Below are 21,102 nucleotides of genomic sequence, written 5' to 3'. Positions count from 1 at the left end.
TCTCGCTGGAACAACAGATTTCCCGAACAAGACGCGGCGCTGCGGAATGCGGGACACCATTGGGGTCATTGGGACCGTTCGCTGGCCGAGGAGCCATTCGACCGACTGGCGGCGGCTACACCTGCTCCAGCGGCGCGTCGACGGAGGTGACGGCTGGCGATTCCGATTCGGCGCAGTGGCGCGTCGAACGTTCCCGAGCGTCCCAGTGCTGCAGATAATGCTCATAGGCCGGGTGCTCATCGGCCTGATCCTTCAGCATCGCCTTCGTTTCCTCGACGAGTGCCTGTTCTTCATCAAGCGTCAGGCGCCCGATCAGTACGCGGCTGCGCAGGAAGACAAAGTACGTGTCCAGCACATCGCAGCGGCAGTAGTCGTTGATCTTGTCGGCCTGACCATCCCAGTACAGCCCCTGGACCTGTGAACCGTCGACACCTGACTTCCCCGGCTTGCTGATCAGATTCGCCATCAGGTTCAGTCCGCCGCTGATTCGAACCGCGCTGAAGTTGGAAAACAGATCCTGAAGGTCGATATGCCGATCGATGTTGTAGCGGTTGCGAGCCTGCTCGAAGCTGCGGGATTCCACGTTGAACCATGCCGGAAGGCTCAGTCCATATCGAAACGCGCCGAATTCAAGTACTGGAAGGTCATAGCCGCGACCGTTAAACGTCACCAGCGTTGGTCGCCCGTAGTGCATCCAGCCCTGCCAGAACTTTCTGACGATCTCTTCCGGACGGAATTCCGGGGCGTCCAGGACACAGAGTTCGGTCAGGCGAAAATCGGCGGTCACCTTGGCGACCGCGACTGACACCGGCAGCACAAACGTCGCCGGCAGTACGTCGTGTCCGGTCTGTTCCAGCAGATCCGCCTGAAACCGCTCGATGGCTTCGCGCTCCGAAAGCTGCTCATCCGGATACTTGACCCGCTGTATCAGACCGCCGTCGCCGACAGCTTCCACGTCGAAAATCAGGTACTTCACGTCGCTCATGGATGGAACTTTCAGGGGTGCTTAGGCGGAGATTCAGGATTCGGAGGAGACGATGCCCGGCAGTTCACGTCCGCGTGCTTGTCGCGCCGACGCGACTTGTTCCGGCAGGAAACCCGATACAACAAACGCGAACGAAGTGACACCGGTCGAACATCATGCCCAAACGCGCCGGCGTTCGCCAGGCATCGGTCGAAATCCGCTCGCAATTCCCGAGCGTTGTCGTTCCAATGTTCGCAAAATCACCGGTCCACGATCCCTTCGAGCGACGAATGTCACAACAGCAGGAACATGCGAAAAGCGAGTCACGACCGCTCGCGACGGAGCAATTGGAAGAACAGGCGATTAAGGGCCTGACCGCCGCCTATCAGCGAATGCGTCAGGAAATCAGCAAGGTGATCATCGGCCAGGACGAAGTCGTCGACGAACTGCTGATTGCAATGTTCTGCCGTGGCCACTGCCTGCTGGTCGGAGTACCGGGTCTTGCCAAGACTCTGCTGTGCAGCACGATCGCTTCCATCCTGCAGCTTGCCTTTCGGCGAATTCAGTTTACGCCGGACCTGATGCCGTCCGACATCACCGGCACGGATGTTCTGCAGGACGATCCCGAAACCGGCCGGCGACATTTTGAATTCATCAAAGGCCCGCTGTTCACCAACGTTCTGCTGGCGGACGAAATCAATCGTACGCCTCCAAAGACCCAGGCGGCACTGCTGGAAGCCATGCAGGAACGACACGTCACCGTCGGTTCCAGCACGTACCAGCTTCCTGATCCGTTCTTCACGCTGGCGACGCAGAATCCGATCGAACAGGAAGGAACATACCCGCTGCCCGAAGCGCAGCTGGACCGCTTCATGTTCAACATCGTGGTCAAATATCCCACGGCGGCCGAAGAACTGAGAATTCTGAAGCAGACTACCGGCAGCGAGAAGCCGCAGTTGACTCCGGTACTGACGGGAAAACAGATCCAGGCACTGCAGGAAGTTGTCCGCAAGGTACCCTGCGCCGAATACAACTTCGTGTACGCCAGAGACCTGGTCCGGGCAACCCGACCGAACGAACCGGAAGCGCCGCCGTTTGTGAAGGAACTGGTCAGCTGGGGAGCGGGACCGCGAGCCGGCCAGTATTTGATTCTGGGAGCTCGCGCGCGAGCGCTGCTGGAAGGTCGGTTCCACGTGACGACCGACGACATCAAGTACGTGGCCAGGCCGGTGCTGCGGCATCGCATGGTCACAACGTATCAGGCAGACAGCCAGGGCGTCACGACGGACGACGTCATCGAGCGACTGCTGAAGTTCGTCCCCGTCGAACTGCATGAACGAGCACGCAAGCGCACTGGAAAGCCGGCCCCGCCGCAATAGAACGTGCTAATCGCCGCGAGATCAGCCGGGCTGCGAGCGCTTCGCGATTTCCGTGATCGCCAAACGAATTCGCTGACGCCGCGATAAGGCGTGGAGCAAATTCATCAGAAATTAACGCCGGGATTCTACTGTGGAATCGCTGCGGTTCTGATGTCTGACGACTCCGCCGACAGCGTCCTGCGCCGCCGCCATCTGCAATCGGGAACGGTCGCACGTCGCCGAGCGTAACGGGCGATCCAGTCGCCCGGCGCGAGGGACTTCACTTTGAGATATCAGGTTTTGAGGAACGAACGGATCGTGTTCAGACGAATTCTGCCGCTGATGATTGTCGCAGCCATTGGACTTGTGATCGGCTGCGGAGAACAGGTCGACTTCAGTAAGCCGCCGGAACGAATAGCCGAACTTCGAGCGAAGAACAAACCGGACTCAAACACGGACACATCCGCTTCCGCAGCAACAACGGCCGACGCGGATGCAACAACGAAAGCCGCTGTGGATGCAACAGCCTCGCCGGAAGCAGACGCCGCAAACGCATCACTCCCGCCAGCGCCGGTGGCCGAGAATGGGGTCGCCGAAAATATCGGCCTCGACGTCGCCGCAGATTCGACAAACATTGTGACGACTGTTGTCACTCCGACTGAAACCGGTGATGCGGTAACTCCAGCGCAGAAACCCGCCTCCGATGCCGAAGGTTCGACGGCACCGAACAGCGAATCCACAGCCCTGAGTCCGGCACCAGGCAATTCGAATACGGGATCGGAATCAGTCGCCGGGGCTCAGACGCCTGAGACAGTCTCCGCCAGCGACTCGCCGTCGCGACAGAATCCGGACGCCGCTGTGGCCAGTGACGACTTATTGACGGCGAGCGGAAGAACGAATGCCGACGCGGAAAAACGCAGGGCCGAATCGAAGAACGAGTCTGTGGCTTCGGCCGGACTGTCACTGCTCGATCGTCTGAAAATGGAAGATGGTGGCCGGAAACCGACGGTCGGTGGTGTCGCCGCAGCCGCAGAAACTGTGATTTCACGGACCGGCCGCTTCGCGATTGCGACTGCGGCATGGGTGAAGCTGCAGAATCAACTGGCACGCCGCTTCTACGTTGCCGCTACGAATGACGGATCCCGGATCGCAGCGACATCCGGTGAACGCAGTCTTGGTGTCGTGAGTACCCAGGTGGAGGTGTTGGGCACGGAATCGTTCTGGACGACACGGTCCGGTGTTGCGCGCGATTCTGACATCGTCATGGCTGTTACAAGAAACAGGAAAGAAGTGACGACGCAGCCTGTGATCGGACTCCCCGGCGAAATCCGCAGCATTGAATTGCTGGACGGAGGCGACACGGTTGTCGTCGGTACGGCCGACGGTCGCCTCATTGCGCGCAGCAGCGCGAACCTGCAGGATTGGGACATCTATTCACAGGATCTGTTCGCGTTCCTTGATGAACGGCGTGCCATGTCACGGCTGGCAGATTCCGGAATCGTGCTGATTAGAGCCATTGACGGCGAATCTCTGATGACCGTCACAGAACACGGCCTGTGTCAGATCTGGCAAACGTCGAAGGTCGTGCAGCAGCCGACGCCCGTGCTGACAATGACCGAGGCCGAAGCCGTGTCGCCGGAGACCCCTGTGGTGACTGTTCAGCCGCTGTTCAACGTGGAGTTGCCTTCGTCACCGATCCTGAATCTGTTCTTTTCCGAGACCAGAAAGCTGGCGGCTGTTGTGACGTCCGACGAAGTCGTAACGATCTTCAGGACGGACGACGGCACCATCGTTGACCGGGTTACATCGCAGGCACTCGACGATACGCAGCCGGTTTCAGGACTGATTGAGGAAGAACACGGCCGAATCGTCGTGGGACTGGCCGACGGACGAATCCTTCGACGCGCACTGACAGGAGGCGAACCAGTCCGGGGAACCGACCTGAACGGCGACGACGTCGAATACGAAACCGTCTTCGCTCCGGACCTGGGCGACGTATCAGGTGCAATCACAGCGATGGAGCGAAAGCACGACGGCAAGCTGACCTACATTGGCCGACTCGACGGGTCACTCACACACTTTGACCTGGCACGAAAGCAGATGGTCGCAACGTTCAAGCTGCATTCCGGGCCGATTGTCGAACTTCGCAGCACTCCGGCTGGAGTCTTTTCCATCAGCGATGATCGCATTGCTCTGCTGACGGACGTTCCTGGTAATACCGACTCCGCAAAAGCAAAGGAAACGTTCACCCTGCCGAAGGACGCATACCTGGTCACCAGAGAAGTCATTCAAAACGGTGAAGTGCAGCGTCAGAGCGCGAACACAATCGCAAGGAACTATGACCGCGATATCACGACCGCTCAAAACAATCTGACACTGACCGGAATTCGTTCGACGAATCCGCTGCTGGCGCTGTATGAGCACCAGCTTCGAGTTTCCGAAACGGAAGAGCAGCGTCGACGGCTTCGCGAGAGAATTACGGCGATCCGGTCGCAGGACCCGGAACGCGCGGCCGAGCCGACAGCGGACTCCTCAGCGGATGTCGATCCCATTGCTCATGACGGCCAGCCCGGACTCCTGAGCACCATGCCGACGGAATTTGACTTCCAGTCACGCCCGATCCGCCGAGTTGTCCTGTCTCTCTGCGATGACGCCACAACTCTTGCAGCGGCTCAGTTTCTGGAAAGCAAGCTGATGCGGGGAGCCGCTCCAGATCAGCCCGTGGTCGTCTGGGATACCCTGACGGGGTCAAGGCTACGAACCTGGCGAAGGTCGCAGGGCGTCTACGACCTTGCACTGGACCGGACTCGCGGACTGGTGATGCCGTCGCCACTTTCAGCGACGATGGACCTGGTCACCGGGAAGTTTGCCGACGAAGAACAGCAGGCACTTTCGTGGCAGTGGGGAAGAATCGCGGATGCTGCTGTTCTGGGTGTGACCGGCATTCCGGGAATGGCGGCAGATGTGCTTTCCATCCGCAACCTGAAGACCGGAGAAAGCCGACGGTCACTGGAAGCCTTCGAAGGCGCAGTGCCGGCGATGGCGCTTTCATCGGACGGATACTCGCTGTTCGTCAGTGTTCGGGAACGAACGCAGTTCCGGCTTCTTGAACTTGACGCCGAGACTCTGCAGGAAAAGGCATCGATCCTGAAGGAAGACGTGACGGGAAAATGGGACGTCGCAAGGCTGAACCCGGACCCCGACATCCTGGGTCCAACTCTGATTCTTCCTTCGCCGGGCGGGAAGCTGCTGGCGACGTACGGTCGGCACAGCGACGGTAAGCTGCAATTGCGAATCTGGAAAAAAGCGGGCGACCGCTGGCCTGAAGACAAGGCTGTCACCATTTCGTCAACGGAGCCAATGCTGGATACGCGGATGACGGATACACAGATGATGTTTGTCGATCGAAAGGACGCAGCCCTGGCCCTGATCGGAGCAAAGGGAGTTGTCGTCATCGACACGCGAAAGGGGCAGCCAATCTCCGAACTTCCGCTGCGCGACGTCGCAGGGCACCGCCCCGTGGCACTGTTTTCACCGGATGGCAAGACACTGTTTGCCGGAGACTGGGAAGGTCGTGTCTGGAGCTGGCAGCTTCGAAATCTGGATCGGCCGCCAACGGAGTTCAAGGCACATGCGGGTCCGATCATTGGACTTGGCATGTCGAACAACGGTCGATTCCTTGCGACCGCAGGTGAGGAAAACCGGCTTCGTGTCTGGGATATGGAACCGCGAAGCGAAGTCGCGGAAGCCAGATCGAAGAAATAGCGTGATCCTGCCTTCTTCATCCAACGGCGCGAACGCACATCATGATCGCGCTTTGCGGTTCGTACGCAACGTCGTCGGCAGAAACCATCCGGCTGCAGGTTCAGGACTGACCGGCATCGGCAACCGGCTGCGTTGAATCGGCGCCGGACGCGGCGGTTTCAATCGTGCCGGCGGCTGGTGACTCAGACTCAGTCTCAGCCGACGGTTCCGCAGCGGCGGAATTGTCTGTCTCGGCGCCGCCGACTGGCATCGACGGGCGGACTTCCGTTTCGCCTGCGCCCTTGACGATGCGGTACAGCGGCAGATTGCCGAACTTGCTGGAACATTTCGGGCACTTTGCTTTTGCAATCGATTTGCCCGCGGCACCGCCGAGTTTCTGCTTCGCGCGGGACTCTTCCGAAACGGCAATTCCACACGCACAGCACTTGTACCCGGACAGCTCCAACTGGAATCCCGGGTCGTTTTGATAGAAAGACAGGTTTTTCAGCGATTCGACCCGCGACTGACTGATGAAGCAGCTCAGGGTTTCGGTTTCTTCTCTTGCCGGAACGCCGTTTTCTTCGGCCGGCAATTCGACGGAATGCGTCTGTTTCAGTCGGGCGGCAAAGGTTCGAAACGTGCTTAGCGGAAACGACAGAAATGCCTGTCGGCTTTCTCCGGGATCCAGCGGCAGGTAGACCGCGATGCGACCATCTCCGAACACTGCGACTCCGGCGAACATGGATTCGTGTGCCGCGGAAACCGGCTGCACCATTCTGATCTGAGTCGCTTTCTCGGCGTTGATCGTCATCACTTCGGCGTTCTGTACGTCAGCGAAACCTCCGGTCTTTGTGATATGAGCGCGTACCTCCGTTCGCTGGTCCGCTGCTGACGAATCGCCGCCTGACCCGCGACCGAACAGTGACTTTTTCTTTCCCTTCGCGGCAGCTCCCAACTTGACGATGTGAACGCCGCTTTCATGAAATCCAACGTCAACGGGCTCGAACGACTTTTCAAGGCTGCCGGGTTTCAGCACCAGATCCGTGGGAGTCAGAACGTGCAAATGCACATCTTCGACCCAGTCCACGTTGATTTCGGGAGCGGCTTCCTTCTTTCGGGCAACTGCCGGTTTTTCCTTCTTCCTGATCTCCGGTACCAGCACCGGTTTCTTGCACTGGCGGCAGCGGACTGTGCGTCCGGATTGTTCTTCCGTCACGCGAACCCAGGCCCCGCAACTGCACGGAATCAGAATGCGCTTGCGTTTCGCTTCAGCCAGACGGTTACGGCGACGCTGCTGGGCTTCTTTTTGTTCCTTCAGTGCGATACCGAGAAGCTCGTCCGCGTCTACGCCGGCGGGAGCCTTTTCACTGGCTGCGGTCTTCGTCGCGGCGTCCGCACCACCTTCGGATTTCGAACCGTCCGATTTCGCTGAGTCCGCAGTCGCGCCGCCAGGCGTTTGCTTCGTCGGCTGATCGGGACCGTCGGTGCGCGCGGCGGGCGGCGTCTTTGCGGCTTCAGCAGTCGATTTTGCCGAGCGCTGGTGAAGGTCGGCATCCAGCTCGAACTCGCGGTCGCCACCGTCCGATGATCCGATGCCCTGCAGCGTGAATTCATCGTCCTGATCGTCTTCCGCGTCGAACACGTCGCTGCCGTATCCCCCGCCGGAGCGCGTTCCCGGCCGTGGCGGAATGAACTCAGTCCGCTGTTCTGCCGGGATGTCACTAAAGATGATTGGCTGGGGATTGCTGGTCAGCTTCTGGTAGCGTTCGGCAATGTCCTGTCGCATAAACGAGTTGCAGCGCCAGCAGCGAACCAATCCGGTCCGCACCATTTCGCCGCAACTCGGACACGGGTCATGCAGAGCGTTAAATTTTTCCTTCTCGGCATCGCGAGCCTGCTTTGCGGCTGTGGCGGCTGCCGCCTTGGACTTGTCGAAAACATGTCCGCATTCCGGACACTCATAGGTGTCAGACAGAATGAAGCTGTCGCAGCCCGGACAGGTTTGAATCGCATTTGACGTGTTTGACGCTTTTGACGACATGGATACAAACTGGTCCGAACGAAGGATTTGACGAACAAAGCCCGCCGAGGCTGGCCCGGACAGGCAGATCATATACCGAACAACACTCGGGCAGTCCTGAATTGTGTTCCCGGATGCATCTGAACCGTCCCTGCAATCGGCACGATGGCTTCTTTAGCCAGGACCGGCCCTTGCTTCAGAAGCCGATCCCGCCGGAAGCTCGCACCACAATCTGCTCCGGTCAACACGCATTGCGCGGGACTTCGGGACACCAGCCGTCAGACGCACGCATCGTAACTTGAAGACTCCGGTTACGTGAATCGAGTCGATTAGAGCCACACGGCGTTTCAGGCAATCCGTGAATCCCGTGCGCCGCGTTCTTCAGAATAGTGGATTGCGTTCAGGAACTTTACCATTTTCCTGGCGGAAACTGTCTCGTATCGTTGAATTTCCGCGGATGATCCCGTTCAGGCGTTAGCCCGATTCCCTTCGTCCGAGATGCATCCGCGACCAGGCTGCAAAGGAATGCCGTAAATTGACCGGGCTTTCAACCGACCGTAGACTGTTTGTCGGGTATTCGCCCGTTTTTGACCGTCGCGGGTGTCCGATACCGCCAGGTTGCCGACGTCGCTGGCCGGCGGGAGTAGAACGCCCCAGGAATTTCAATGCCCACAGGAACGCCGACTGAGTGGAGCTGCGATGATGCCTTTCACCAACTCGAAGCACGAGATCTCTCATCGAATCGTCGTCCTCGGCGCGATACTGCTGACCGTGTCGATTTTGCCGTCGTTTGCGTATGCCCAGCAGGCCGCCGCGGCTCGAAAGGGCGCTGGCGACGACCGCATCCTTTACGCCCCGGACGGATGGCCGATTCACGTCACATACTACGAAGCGAAAAAGACCACCGAACCGGCTCCCGTGGTGATCCTGTTGCCCGGTGCGGAAGGTCGTGAAGCCGGAAGCATGACTCGCCGAGTCTGGGATGAGACCGCCGAAGCCCTGCAGAGAATTGGTTTCGCCGTCGTGTCTGTGGACCTGCGAAAGCACGGCGACAGTGTTCCCGAAGGTGACGCCGTCCCCGCAGCCCGGCTGAATCGTCTCGCCGCCGAAGATTACCAGGCGATGGTGCTCGGAGACCTGGAAGCCGTCAAGAACTTCCTGATCGAGGAGCACGAACTGAAGAAGCTGAATATCCGCAAACTGGGGATCGGCGCCGCCGGCTCCAGCGCTCTGGTGGCCGCCACCTTTGCCGTTAACGATTGGGCGAAGGCACCCTGGAACGACGCTCCCACGCCTGCTGCCAGCACGCCGCGAGGCCAGGATGTGCGGGCACTGCTGATGCTGAGCCCAAAGTCCAGCGTCCGCGGGCTGAACGCGCTTGGAACAATGCAGGCTGTCTCCTCGATCGTGCCTCCCATCGCCGTGCATGTGTATTATTCTCAGGAAAGCAGGCAGGAGAAGAAATCGGCCGAATCGCTGTTCCGGCCGGTGGAGCCTCGGGAGGAAGGCTTCGAAGAGGTGCGCCGGCTGGCTCCGGGACCGGCGTCCGCGGAAGGTTTTTTGAAATTACGAAGCACCAGCGGCGAAAACCTGATGGAAAAGAACATCGCCGACTTCTTCAATCACAACCTGAAGGAACTGCAGGATCCCTGGCGGACACGTGTTAGCAAGCTCCTGAATTGATCTGCGGACGACCGCCACACACGCCGCCCTGCGACACCGTATGTTCGGGCTCAGATTTGATGGTACAAGTGACCCTTTCCGTACTCGAAGGTCTTGAACGCGGGCGCATCTACAAAGCACTGACGCTTCCCGTCACCATCGGCCGCGAAGAAGATAATACGATTCAGTTGAATGACGAGCGCGTCAGCCGAATTCATGCAAAGCTGCAGGAAGATCGTGGCCGCGTCATACTGACCGACCTGAACAGTACCAACGGCAGCCGGGTCAACGGTCATCCGGTTCAGTTGCGAGTTCTGCAGGCCGGCGATCATCTGCAGATCGGGCGCTGCACGCTGTTGTTTGGCAGTGACGACGAAATCTCGTCACGGGCCGCTCGGCTGGGATTGACGGTTGCCGCGCTGAATCCGCTGCAGCATCCGGACAACGTTCCTCGATTGTCGGCAGCGGCCGATTCGCAGGCAGAATTCAGTCTGTCGTCAGATCTGAATGCAGAAAATCTGCAGTTGCCCCTGTTTCCCGGAGGCCGTCCGCCGCTTCCCAATGTCCTTTCGGCGGCCGACAGAGCGTGCCTGAGCGACGTGCTGAGCTTCATCCATGAACGCCTTCGGGAAGTCGCCGTAGAAGCCATCGACCCGGATGAGTCCGCTTCAATGCCGATGGTTGACGTGCCGTGGGACCGATGGCAGAACCTGCTGCTGCTGCAACGCGACCTGGCTGCATACCTGCGCGAAGTTGCCAACCCCGGCGACGAATAGAACAGCACCGGGCCGAATGTTGTCGTAATTCTCCGATTCCAGCGGCGGCATTGCATAACCGCCGCCGCTGGCCGGGTGAATCAGATTTTTTTCCTGCCGCAGCTTGATTCCGCGGCATCGGCCAACGATGTTAGGTGCCCCGAACCAGGCTGGTTCGAAGGGAAATTCTCTCCCGGGCAACGCACCTGTGGCTTGCCGCCGTTCCGCCCGGATTCGTTTCACCCGGCTACGTCCCGTCAGAAGAGTCACACATGCCCATCAAGGTTCGCTGCAAAGAATGCAGTACCGTCCTGACGGTCTCCGACAAGGCTGCCGGTCGCGTTGTCAAATGCAGGGAATGCAGTGCCCCGGTGAAAGTCCCGTCCGGCGGCGCGTCGGCGGGAGCCGGTTCAAAAAGCGGTCGAACCGGGACACAGCGAACCGGCAGGAAACTCGCTCGATCCGGACGACCGGCCGCGTCCGGGAATCCGGAAAATCTGTTTGGCGGACTGAATCTGGATGAGGCGGCCGACAAGCGCCGGCGAGTCTGCCCGAACTGTACGACGCCCGTGGGAATCGACGACGTCGAATGTCCCAAGTGCGGCGTGAACATCGAAACCGGGATTCTTAGTGAACGCGAACGCCTTCGCCGCGCGAGAAAAGGACCGCCGCCGGAAGAATTCTACGGGAAGATCTGGAAGAACTCCTGGAGGTTCCTGCAGAAGCACTGGGGTTACGCCGTTCGCACCGGCGTGATCTGGGGATTCACCGCCACGATGGCGATCTGCAGTGCGTTCACGCTGAACTGGTATCTGCAGGCGCGAACCATCGAGCTGCGGGATTCCGCGGAGGGCAATATCGAGATCCAGAGAACCGCCGTCATCATCACGATTCAGGAACCAACCGATGAAGCCACCTACGACGGAAAGAGATACACAAAGGGCAACGTTCCCGGCGGAATTCTCATCCTTCCGCCTCCGCACGTTGGGGCCTGGTTGTCGCCGCCGACCTATTTCTGGGTGTCGATGCTGAGCGTCTTCATACTCGGATTCGGCGGCTGGGCATGGACGCTGGCGATCAAGATCGTCGAAGTCACTCTGGCCGGCGAAAAGAAAATCAAGCGTTTTCAAACGGACCTGTTCGGAAGCATGGCGCTGGGGTTCCGTTCCGTGGTCTGGCCGCTGGTGCTGCTGTACCCGTTTCTGTGGATCCCGGTAGTTGTTCAGCTGGCGACGGGCAGCCAGGTGGCGACAGCCATTCTGTGGGTTGTGATCTTCCTTCTGCCAATTCTTTTGTTTCTTCCGGCCGCGCTGGTGCATATGACGCAGCGATACACGTTTCGAGCGTGGCTGCTGAACTGGATGGCCCGGGATACTCTGAAAACTCTGGCGCCATCGCTGTATGTGGGAATGCTGCTGTTCTTTCTGGTGCTGATTATTCCCTGCGCGATCGGCGGAATCACGGCGGCTCAGTGGGGACAGGTTTCCCGGTTCTATACGCAAAGCATCGAAAATCCCGCGCTGAACGGCATGTTCGGATACAACCCGGAAGACTTTCTCAGCACCGGAAGCTTTGTGTTCTACCGGTTCCCGTTCCTGTTTGTCGTGTCGTTTGCAGCGTGCTTTCTGCTGTTCGGAATACTCGCGTTTCCGGCCATCTTCATGATGCGCGTGTACGGGCTTTACGGCCTTTACTTCCGACCGGACCTTTCCCTGGTGAACGAGCAGGTCGAATTGGAACCCGCCGGGTTTGGTCCGCGCTTTCTGGCTTATCTGGTGGACAGCATCCTGCTGACCGTACTGGCTCTGGTGGCGTTCGTCGCGGCAATTCTGATCGGTGGGCTGGTGGGTTTCCTGTACGGCATGTCGGCACAAGTCGCAATGTTCGTTCGATTCGGCATCAACGCCATCATCATGCTGGTTCTGTGGGGTCTGTACTTTGCAAGCTGGGAGTCGGGTCAGAATCGTGCGACGCTCGGAAAATCAGCGCTGGGACTGCTCGTACTCAACGACGACGATACGCCAATCACGCTGAAACAGGGCTTTGGCAGAGCCCTTTCCGCACTTGTCACGGCCCTGACGCTCTACATTGGATTCGTGATCTGCTACTTCCGAAAAGATCACCGGGCAATGCATGACCTGATGACCAAAACCAAAGTCGTCTGGCGCGGCGAAGACGATCGGCAGTAAAGCACGGTTTCGGGACGGCAGCCTCGCCCTCCCAGCCGTTGCCGGATCGGGCGTTTCCTGGCACTCCCGAAGTATCGTTCACATCGGCATTCCGCAATTCACGGTTGGTCAGACACTCGCGGGCATTGCTGTCAGCCGTGTCACGTCACGGGCGGTGACGGCCCGCTTCGAAAGGCATGTTCGCCGGGCCGGGTGCTCAGTGAGGCGTGCCGTCTTTCCACGGCAATTCGCCCATCGCGATGCGAAGTCCCAGTTCCGTGAACAGGATTCGGCGAGCCGCCACGGCAGCAGCGGATCCCTGCAGCGTTGCCAATGTCACACCGGCAAAAATCGACTGACCCGTCACATTATCCTTCGCGGGGACGGCCGGAGCGCTGGGAGGCGTCGTGCTGCCGTCGGAGTGGTACGCCGCCATTCCCGGCCAGCTTGCCGGGCGACTCATGTCGGCACCTTCCGTCGCTTCCATCGCGCTGCGGCGGTTGATGTCGGTCGGATCACTGACCCAGGCTTCCGTCAGTTGCAGCAGTTCCGCTTCGCCGTCATAGAGTTCATCGATGGAACGAACGCATTTCACCAGCCACCAGACTCCACAGCGCTTCGGCAGCGCGTAGGCCAGAAACTTCAGCGCCGGGATTCCGTCCTGCACTGGCTGCAACCGCTGCAGGTAATGTTCGGGCGTTTCGCGGTCTTCAGGAGTCAGCGGCAATGCCTGCTGAAGCCTGAACCGACTGACAATTTCGGTGGCGGTCTCCCCGCTGAAGCCGCGCGTTTGAGTGATGTCCGACTTCCGATGCCGTGGTTCCTCCGGTGAATCGGCGACGGGAGCCGCCGCAACGGCCACGGACTGCGGTGCGGGCTCCGGCGCGCGAGAAATCGTCTGCGGCGGGGCCATCTGCGGTGGAGTCGCGGCGACCGGTGGCGGCACCGATACTGAAGCGGCCGGGACCGGATGAGGAGGACGTGCCGCAGCGGCAGGCGGACGCTCGGTTGACCGATCGTCGGAAAGAAATCCCTCGCGAGACCGCTGCTCAAACGGCACGGTCAGATCGAGTTCCTCCATGGCCAGCACAGTGTCAATGTTGCGGGGGTCAACGGCGGATCGCTGCGGCAGTGGGCGCGGCGGAAGTCCCCGGTCAGCATCCGAGAAATCGAAAATCAGTTCCGTTGTGCCGCACCGCAGCACATCACCATGCGCGACTTTCGCGGAACTGATGCGTCTGCCGTTAACCGTCGTTCCGTTCGTACTGTTCAAATCATGGATGATGCAGACTTCACCCTGCAACTGGATCGACAGATGCCGCGACGACATCTGCGGATCGCCGGCGAACACCAGGTCGTTCTGTTCACCTCGGCCGACGGTAAACAGGCGATCGGGATCGACAACGGCGACATCTCTGCTGGAAGATCCTTCGCGGACCTGCAGGAAGACTTGCATCGTTCGGTGTACTTTCCGGAGCTGCTCCTCACAAAAAACGCGGCAGCCATTCTACAGAGCTAATTGATTTTGGTCATGCCTCCCATCAGCGTCAAAGTTGCATCACCGTTGATCGACGTCGCCGGTGACTTCATCGACGCGGTGGCGTCTCCTTCGGCCTTGACGACCACGCCCTTGATGCTGACTCCCGCCTGATCGATCCGGACTGTGCTGCCGCCGACAATCAGTTCAATCGACACGCCGGCTTCGATCGTGATGGTCGTGCCCGCCTTGATCGTGATGCTGCCGGACACGTCGGTATTCTGGTCGCCGGACAATGCGACATTCTGACTCGTGGCGTTCAGGTTGTCGTCACCCGAGATCGTCGTCCCGCGGGTTCCGCCGATTTCACCGTTTTGATCGCTGCCGATCCGGTACGTCTGATTCGCGCCGATTTCGATATTCTCGTCGGTCCCGACGGATGCCGTGCGGTTGTTGCCGACGTCCAGCGTCTGGTCGGCGCCGATGGTCGTCGCTTCATTGCTGCCGATGGTGACGGTCCGGTCGACAGCGACATCCAGCGTCTGATTGTTGCCGACTTTGGTGTCCATGTTGTGCTGAGCGTTGATGCGGATCTGTTCCGCGCCGGCGGTATCATCCATGGACATTTCGTTGTAACCACCCGCCTTGTGGCTTTTCGTCGTGTTTCCGCGCCGCGTTTTTTCCGCCGGAAGTGCAAACGGCGGGGAGTTCTCTCCGTTGTAGACTCGACCAATCACCAGCGGCCGGTCGGCGTTGCCTTCCTCAAAGCAGACAATCACTTCCTCACCGATCCGCGGCAGGTCCATCATGCCCCAGCCCTGGCCTGCATGAACCTGAGACACCCGGATCCAGCAACTGCTGTTTTCGTCGTTTTTCCCCAGTCGGTCCCAGTGGAACTGAACCTTGATGCGACCAAATTCGTCGGTATAGATCTCTTCCCCCGCCGGACCGACGACTACGGCCGACTGCACGCCATGCACACCGGGCCGCGGACGGTGCGGCGGTCGAAAGATCGTCGGGGCCGGAATACTTCGGAACTGATTCTGGTAGATCTCGTCCGAATGACTTCCACCGGAAACATAGCTGCCGCCGACGTGAGCGCTGTGCTGCACGGCGGTCAGCACATACTGGCCACCTTCTTCGCCGGCATTGTGATGCTTCGTCACCGTAAAGCGGCCGCCGGGCGAGAACGAACGGCACTCGCTTCCTCCGGATATTGTGTCATAGCCGGCCTCTTCCGCTTCCATGCGCAGTCGGGACAGCGTATCTCCGTCGCCCTTCACACCGTACTCGCCCGGTGAGTCATAGACTTCGAACCGGCTGCTGTCGGGCAGCGGAACCAGGGTCTTCTTATTGACCAGCAGTGACGTCGACGGCGTTTCGAAGTTGTAGTCGGCCAGAGCCCACTTGCCCGTCGTGAATTCATACTCGTGTTCCCAGCCCGTCAGGTTGTCGGTGATCTCCGGTTGCGACAGATTCGACAGCAACTGAACTTCGGCGTCGCGGCAGTCGAACACGCCGTCGACATGGTCGGACATTTTCATCACGTGTTTGCCCTGCTGGTGCAGAAAGTAAAAGTAGATCCCTTCTTCGGACAGCAGCCGCGTGATGAAATCGTAGTGCGTCTCTCGATACTGAACGCAGTAGACTCGTGTGACTGGCGTCCGCTTGACGTCCCATGCAAAGTCGGAAAATCCCAGTTCGCTCAGCAGAGCATCGATGATGTCCTTCGCTGACATCTGCTGCCAGATCCGGCAATCTGCGCCTTTCGTCAGAAGCCACGCCCACGGAACAACCTGAGCCCGGTACAGATGCGACCGATCGCTCTGGCCCGCATACGCGAAACGGTTGACGATGCCGTTGAAGTACCGGGGCGTTCCGTCCGGATAACGAACGTAGCAATCGACATCTTTCCCGACGATGTCCACCGGCTTTATTCCGCCGTCGTCGGAAAGCAGCTGCAGATCGAAGCGGAACAGCCCCGACATGCGTTCTTCGCCGGAAAAGGAATTCAGCACCAACTTGTCTTTTCCCAGCGGTGTTTCGACGCCAATCGGACGATCGTCCTGGAGAAACTGTTCCATAGCCTGATCCTGTTCGTGGGGTAGTTCAGCAGCGTCGATCGGCCGTCACTGAAGCCTTACAGTCTTTGGTTCGACGGTCGTCCGTGTCGCCGGTGTCCGCGTCCAGTGTTTCGCGTCGAATTCAGGCCCGCGGAGGAACAATCTGCCTGACACAACCTGCAACCCATTCCGATAGAGGAACGACGCCACTTCGTACGTCCGTGCGCCGCAGGTCTTGTGGTCTGCCAGACGTCATCTGATAAGCACACGCGGCTCGGCAGGAGCCTCGCCCTCCCGCTGACATCGATCCCCGGATCGCGCCCGATGACAGCAACCGTCCAATCGATCAATACTCGGCTCTCGAAGCACCGGACTCCGCCCCCGCGCATCGCCGGCTGCACGCAAACGAGAACCGCTCGCAGTTCACCGGGTCCGCTTCAGCGGCATTCCGCGGCAGTGAAAGTTACCGTCGATGGCCTCGCGCGCAGCGAAAAGACGCCGTGGTACTTCGCATTCGTCTGAGTCCAGCCGGACCCGAAAATTGCGGAGAACCACAGCGCCCTGAGACCCAAAATCTCGAATCGCCTGAGGCATTGTCAATTTCGTGCAACATAGGCTGCAAACCCGAAATTCACGCCGCACACAAGCCGTCCGAGCGGCCGGCAACCGACCGCTCGAAACGGTTCCATCGGCTGCTTAGCTCTTGCCTTCGCCGGGGTTGTACTTGGCGGGGACGTTGCCGACCGGCTTGCCGGTTTTGGGGTCGAGCGTGACGTAGGTCCATTCGACCTTGGTGTAGCCAAGTGTGATGGATTCACTGGGCAGCGGATCGCCGGAGGAATTCGCGGAAATCGCATAGCTGCTGACGATAACGTCGGACAGCTTGTACTTCAGGTACGGTTCCTGCTTGTTGCCGACGGTCGAGCAGAAGTGAATTTCCACTTCCGGATAGAACGTACCGTTGGCACAGGCTTCCTGCAGTTTCGTGGACGACTTGTCCAGTTCCCGCATCACCACGATGTCGCCCAGCGTGGTTTCTCCCTTGGTTCGCTGATGGTCCTTGGCACCTTCCGGAATCGACCGGTAGATCGGCGAACTCATGGACTGAATGATGACCCAGTCCTTGTGTCCGGAATCCGTGGCTTCGCCCTTGATGTCCCCGAGCTTAATGTACGCTGGCATTTCATGTCTCCCTGGTTCTGTGGTCCAAAACGGTCGGAGCCAAACCCCTGTCCGGCTTCCGTGTCCCGACCCTGACTCAGGGCCGTTGTAGGCCTATTCTCCGGGTTCGTCGAAACCGGTTGCGTAATTTTCAGGCGATTTCCGCCGTAAAAAAAGCCCGACGTTTTTGGCGTCGGGCTGTTTCCGGAGTACCAGGTGACGGATCACACGACTTTCACACGTCCATCGGAAGTCAGCGATCCGGTCATTCCCGCGAAGGCGGGAACCCAGGAGACGAATTACGCGACTTCCACATGTCCTTCGGAAGTGGCGTCAACGGGTTCTGCGGCATCGTCTTCGTCGGTGACGTGGTCGACGAATCCTTTCAGGTGGATCGCCCGAGTGTGGTGCTGAAGCTTCTTCAGTGCCTTGCTTTCGATCTGGCGAATCCGTTCCCGCGTGACCTTGAAGATGCGGCCGGTTTCTTCCAGCGTGTAGCTGTATCCGTCGCCGAGCCCGTATCGAAGCTTGATGATTTCCCGCTCGCGATATGTCAGGCTCTTCAACACGTGGTCAATCTTGTCACGCAGCATCTGCTTGGCTGCTGATTCGGCCGGGCTGCTTTCGTGCGAATCTTCCAGGAACTCGCCAAAGCTGCTGTCTTCGCTTTCACCGACGGGAGTATCCAGGCTGATGGGATGCTTCCAGGTCTTCATGATCCGTTCGGTTTCTTCGATGCTCATACCGACGGCTTCAGCCAGCTCTTCGTTGCTCGGCTCGCGGCCGGTGTTCTGCCGAATTTCTTCGGCCTTGGCCTTCAGCATCGAGATATTCTGGAACATGTGAACCGGGATTCGGATGGTTCTGGCGTGATCCGCGACTGCTCGCGTGATCGCCTGCCGAATCCACCAGGTGGCGTAGGTTGAGAACTTATAGCCGCGGCGGTACTCATACTTTTCCACACCGCGCATCAGTCCGGCGTTGCCTTCCTGAATCAGGTCAAGAAAACTGAGCCCGCGGTTGCGATATTTCTTGGCGATCGACACAACCAGTCGCAGGTTTCCGCCGGACAGTTTCTGCTTGGCATCAGTCCAGCCGTCCATGCGTTTCCGGATCTCGCGACACCGTTGCAGGTACTGCGCGGGAGTCTCCAGTACCATCTGAATGTACTCTTCGAGTTCTCGTTCCAGGGACTGCCGCTCCGATTCGGCTGTGCGCAGGCCCTTCAGGCAGGCGATTTCATCCTGCAACTGTTCGATCCGTTCGCCGATCTGCAGCATGCGTTTCATCACCGGTTGCATCCGGTGAGTTCGCACGCTGAGTTCTTCGCACAGGGTACACATCTTGACGCGGCGTTCCTGAATCTGCCGGGCCAGCACTGCCTTTTCGGGATTGTTGTCAGGCAGCTTTCGCCAGGCGTGGAACGCGGCGGCGTTGACGTCCATCAGGTGTCGAAGCGTTCGCAGGTTCAGTTCCATGCGGCCTTCGATCTGCTCTTTCCGAACGTCTTCTGTCTCCGAGGTTCGAAGCGTCCGTTCGAATGGCAGTTCACCGCGCTGGACTTTTTCGATGGTTTCGACGGCGATTCGCAGGGCAAAGTCGGATTCGACGACGTGTCGCCGCATGCGCTTGCGAGTGATCTCGATCTGTTTTGCCAGAAAGATTTCGCGATCCCGGCTCAACAGGGGGATATTCCCCATCTGGCTCAGATACATGCGAATCGGATCGCGCGACGACAGAGCTGATGTTTCCGGTCCCAGCAGCGCGCGAGCAGCCTTTTCGGCCTGTTCTTCCTTGACGGTTTCCTCGACAGGTTCCGGTTCGAGTGGAATATCGGGGTCTTCGATGAAATCGAGCTTTTCGGCATCCATTGCCTTAATCAAGTTGTCGACCATCGCGGGGTCACCACCTTCGTCAGGCAACCATGCATGTGCCTGCTGAATGGTGACGAATCCTCGTTCCCTGGCCTTTTCAATGATCGCCTTCATTCCTGAATCGAGACGATGCACACGAGTCCCCTTTTTCTTGAGTTCCTCAAGCCGAGCGATTCCTCACGACTTCGTTCGGAGTACGGCAGGGCCCAGTGAAGTACGAGTGTCCGTGCCTCCGTGTGAGACACACGCATTTGGGCAAATGCTGACGCTGATGGCATGTCGCACAGTGTCAGTTGCCCCGGTCGCGACGCGCGCGACCGGAATCCTTCAGCATACCGGTGTTTCAGAAAAATCAATCGACTGTCGCGTGATTTCCGACAATCCGCAGTGCACAGGATGCATTGGCACGCAGGGCCGCTCGCTTGCATTGTTACGCAGCGGCTCACCGATCTGTACCCGCAGTGTGCTCGTTTCACCACTCCTTCAGCTCAAAGCACGCAGATCGCATTCGCCGATTTCCGCTCCACGGTGCTTCCCCCGGGAAATCGCATGGCTCAGATTATTCGCCTGGCTGACGGCCTGCGTCAACTTGAGTGAGCGGCAGATTTCACGACTTTCCCGGAAACCTTCAAAATCCTGTCCAGATCACTATCGCAGCAGATCTGACGCGTTCCACCACCTCCGCTGGACGGGAAAAACCCGCCCGGCAAGAATGGAAGACCTTTCGGTCATCGATATGACCATGTTCACAGGCATCTCCCTCTGGCGTCTGTCACACCAATCAGCCACGAAAGCTTACAGACCGTCCGATCATGGCCGCTGCAAAGAAAAAGAATACTGACGATCCGAACTCGCGAATCGTGTGCCGAAACCGCCGAGCACGACACGAATACGATGTGCTCGATGAGGTCGACTGCGGTATTCAGTTGTACGGAAGTGAAGTCAAGAGCATCCGCAACAGCAAGATCTCCATTGAAGAAGCGTATGCCCGCGTCGACGACGGACAGGTCTGGCTGATCAACTCGGACATCGCCGAGTATCCCCAGGCAACCGTCTATAATCATGAACGCAAACGGAAACGAAAGTTGCTGCTGCATCGCCGCGAAATTCGAAAATTTGCCGAACATGGTGAACAGCAGGGACTGACTCTTGTCCCGCTCTCCGTCTTTCTCGCGCGGGGTTTTGTCAAGGTAAAACTGGGGCTCTGCCGCGGGCGCAAGCTGCACGACAAGCGGCAGCAGCTTCGGAAACAAGCCGACGCGCGGGATATGCAGGCGGCGATGAAACGCCGCTGAAGTCTCCTCAATGATGGACTCGGCACACGGCCACGGCCTGATGTGAATTCTCTCGATCAGATGATTTCCTTCGACCCTGCCGCTGGCGGGTATTCAAGGCTGTCCGTGCCGAATCGCCCCATCGGGGGTTCGGGCGCGACGATCGAAATGCCTCGGGCCGGTGTCGGCCGGGTTACGGTGCCGCTTTGCAGTGATGTGAATCGTTTCCTTTGCGCGGGATCCGGCATTCGTCAGGCCGGCCCGGAAATTCGAAGGATTCCGGAACACGTGTTGCATTATGCGGCAATCGGTGGGAAGTGATGGAGAAGCGGGAATTCAGGAGCCTGCTTGTCTGTTGGCCGCCCGGTGAGCCGAATACCGTGTTTTCTCACGGAAACAAGTCGGTATGCCGCGTCACGATCGACCGCTGACGCGACGAATCACCGGGACGCCTTGAATTATTTACAACTCGAAACGGCAGGAATTACAAACCCGGCAGGCGGCACATCGCAAATGGATTTGCGAAACCACCGCCACGATGCGGAATCTGCAGACGCCCGTCAGAACGGTCGCTATCCGGCT

The 21,102-nt window shown here is 59.0% G+C and carries 12 protein-coding genes; 6 read left to right on the top strand and 6 right to left on the bottom strand.

Annotated features, from left to right (window positions below):
• Nucleotides 1–115 precede the first annotated feature (115 nt).
• Entirely contained in the window at nt 116–985 is an 870-nt protein-coding gene (locus R3C19_04880; protein MEZ6059677.1) for a 3'-5' exonuclease, read from the bottom strand.
• A gap of 269 nt (nt 986–1,254) precedes the next feature.
• Here R3C19_04880 and R3C19_04875 point away from each other — a divergent pair, with 269 nt between their 5' ends.
• Together R3C19_04875 and R3C19_04870 are read left to right on the top strand one after the other, a co-directional pair.
• A complete protein-coding gene (locus tag R3C19_04875; protein MEZ6059676.1) occupies nt 1,255–2,343 on the top strand; it encodes a MoxR family ATPase in 1,089 nt (362 codons plus the stop codon).
• A gap of 297 nt (nt 2,344–2,640) precedes the next feature.
• Nucleotides 2,641–6,087, top strand: a complete 3,447-nt coding sequence (locus tag R3C19_04870) for a hypothetical protein (GenBank protein MEZ6059675.1) — start codon at nt 2,641–2,643, stop codon at nt 6,085–6,087.
• Nucleotides 6,088–6,187: 100 nt separating this feature from the next.
• Here the strand turns inward: R3C19_04870 and R3C19_04865 are convergent, their stop codons facing one another.
• Complete coding sequence (locus tag R3C19_04865) at nt 6,188–8,107, bottom strand: hypothetical protein (protein MEZ6059674.1); 1,920 nt, start codon at nt 8,105–8,107, stop codon at nt 6,188–6,190.
• A gap of 678 nt (nt 8,108–8,785) precedes the next feature.
• On the opposite strand from R3C19_04865, the gene R3C19_04860 reads away from it, so the two are divergent.
• The 3 genes from R3C19_04860 (at nt 8,786) to R3C19_04850 (ending at nt 12,692) form a co-directional block, all read left to right on the top strand.
• Nucleotides 8,786–9,769, top strand: a complete 984-nt coding sequence (locus R3C19_04860; GenBank protein MEZ6059673.1) for a hypothetical protein — start codon at nt 8,786–8,788, stop codon at nt 9,767–9,769.
• A gap of 59 nt (nt 9,770–9,828) precedes the next feature.
• On the top strand, nt 9,829–10,524 hold the full coding sequence (locus tag R3C19_04855; GenBank protein ID MEZ6059672.1) for an FHA domain-containing protein: 696 nt from the start codon (nt 9,829–9,831) through the stop codon (nt 10,522–10,524).
• A gap of 251 nt (nt 10,525–10,775) precedes the next feature.
• The gene (locus R3C19_04850) at nt 10,776–12,692 is read left to right on the top strand and encodes an RDD family protein (GenBank protein MEZ6059671.1); all 1,917 of its coding nucleotides are present in this window, start codon (nt 10,776–10,778) and stop codon (nt 12,690–12,692) included.
• A gap of 196 nt (nt 12,693–12,888) precedes the next feature.
• Here R3C19_04850 and R3C19_04845 read toward each other — a convergent pair whose 3' ends face one another.
• The 4 genes from R3C19_04845 to R3C19_04830 all read right to left on the bottom strand — a co-directional run bounded on the left by R3C19_04845 (nt 12,889) and on the right by R3C19_04830 (nt 19,381).
• Nucleotides 12,889–14,127 (bottom strand): FHA domain-containing protein, encoded by a 1,239-nt coding sequence (locus R3C19_04845; GenBank protein ID MEZ6059670.1) that lies wholly within the window; start codon nt 14,125–14,127, stop codon nt 12,889–12,891.
• 59 nt (nt 14,128–14,186) lie between these two features.
• On the bottom strand, nt 14,187–16,232 hold the full coding sequence (tssI, locus tag R3C19_04840) for a type VI secretion system tip protein TssI/VgrG (protein ID MEZ6059669.1): 2,046 nt from the start codon (nt 16,230–16,232) through the stop codon (nt 14,187–14,189).
• A gap of 675 nt (nt 16,233–16,907) precedes the next feature.
• Nucleotides 16,908–17,393: a type VI secretion system tube protein Hcp gene (locus R3C19_04835; protein MEZ6059668.1), complete on the bottom strand. Its 486-nt coding sequence runs from the start codon at nt 17,391–17,393 to the stop codon at nt 16,908–16,910.
• Between the two features lie 278 nt (nt 17,394–17,671).
• Nucleotides 17,672–19,381, bottom strand: a complete 1,710-nt coding sequence (locus R3C19_04830; protein ID MEZ6059667.1) for a sigma-70 family RNA polymerase sigma factor — start codon at nt 19,379–19,381, stop codon at nt 17,672–17,674.
• A gap of 677 nt (nt 19,382–20,058) precedes the next feature.
• Between R3C19_04830 and smpB the strand changes: the two genes are divergently transcribed.
• Nucleotides 20,059–20,541 (top strand): SsrA-binding protein SmpB, encoded by a 483-nt coding sequence (gene smpB / locus R3C19_04825; GenBank protein ID MEZ6059666.1) that lies wholly within the window; start codon nt 20,059–20,061, stop codon nt 20,539–20,541.
• Nucleotides 20,542–21,102 lie beyond the last annotated feature (561 nt).

It is taken from the genome of Planctomycetaceae bacterium (assembly GCA_041398785.1).
Classification (GTDB): domain Bacteria; phylum Planctomycetota; class Planctomycetia; order Planctomycetales; family Planctomycetaceae; genus JAWKUA01.
The sequence above is the reverse complement of the archived record's forward strand: the minus strand, read 5'-3'. Positions and strand labels throughout refer to the sequence as shown.

Excerpts from the sequence above, each read along its gene's own strand:
- R3C19_04875 (MEZ6059676.1), top strand. The coding sequence starts at position 1,255 with ATGTCACAACAGCAGGAACATGCGAAAAGCGAGTCACGACCGCTCGCG.
- R3C19_04860 (MEZ6059673.1), top strand. The coding sequence starts at position 8,786 with ATGATGCCTTTCACCAACTCGAAGCACGAGATCTCTCATCGAATCGTC.
- R3C19_04850 (MEZ6059671.1), top strand. The coding sequence starts at position 10,776 with ATGCCCATCAAGGTTCGCTGCAAAGAATGCAGTACCGTCCTGACGGTC.
- R3C19_04835 (MEZ6059668.1), bottom strand. The coding sequence starts at position 17,393 with ATGCCAGCGTACATTAAGCTCGGGGACATCAAGGGCGAAGCCACGGAT.
- R3C19_04855 (MEZ6059672.1), top strand. The coding sequence starts at position 9,829 with ATGGTACAAGTGACCCTTTCCGTACTCGAAGGTCTTGAACGCGGGCGC.
- R3C19_04845 (MEZ6059670.1), bottom strand. The coding sequence starts at position 14,127 with ATGCAAGTCTTCCTGCAGGTCCGCGAAGGATCTTCCAGCAGAGATGTC.
- R3C19_04865 (MEZ6059674.1), bottom strand. The coding sequence starts at position 8,107 with ATGTCGTCAAAAGCGTCAAACACGTCAAATGCGATTCAAACCTGTCCG.
- smpB (MEZ6059666.1), top strand. The coding sequence starts at position 20,059 with ATGGCCGCTGCAAAGAAAAAGAATACTGACGATCCGAACTCGCGAATC.
- R3C19_04880 (MEZ6059677.1), bottom strand. The coding sequence starts at position 985 with ATGAGCGACGTGAAGTACCTGATTTTCGACGTGGAAGCTGTCGGCGAC.
- tssI (MEZ6059669.1), bottom strand. The coding sequence starts at position 16,232 with ATGGAACAGTTTCTCCAGGACGATCGTCCGATTGGCGTCGAAACACCG.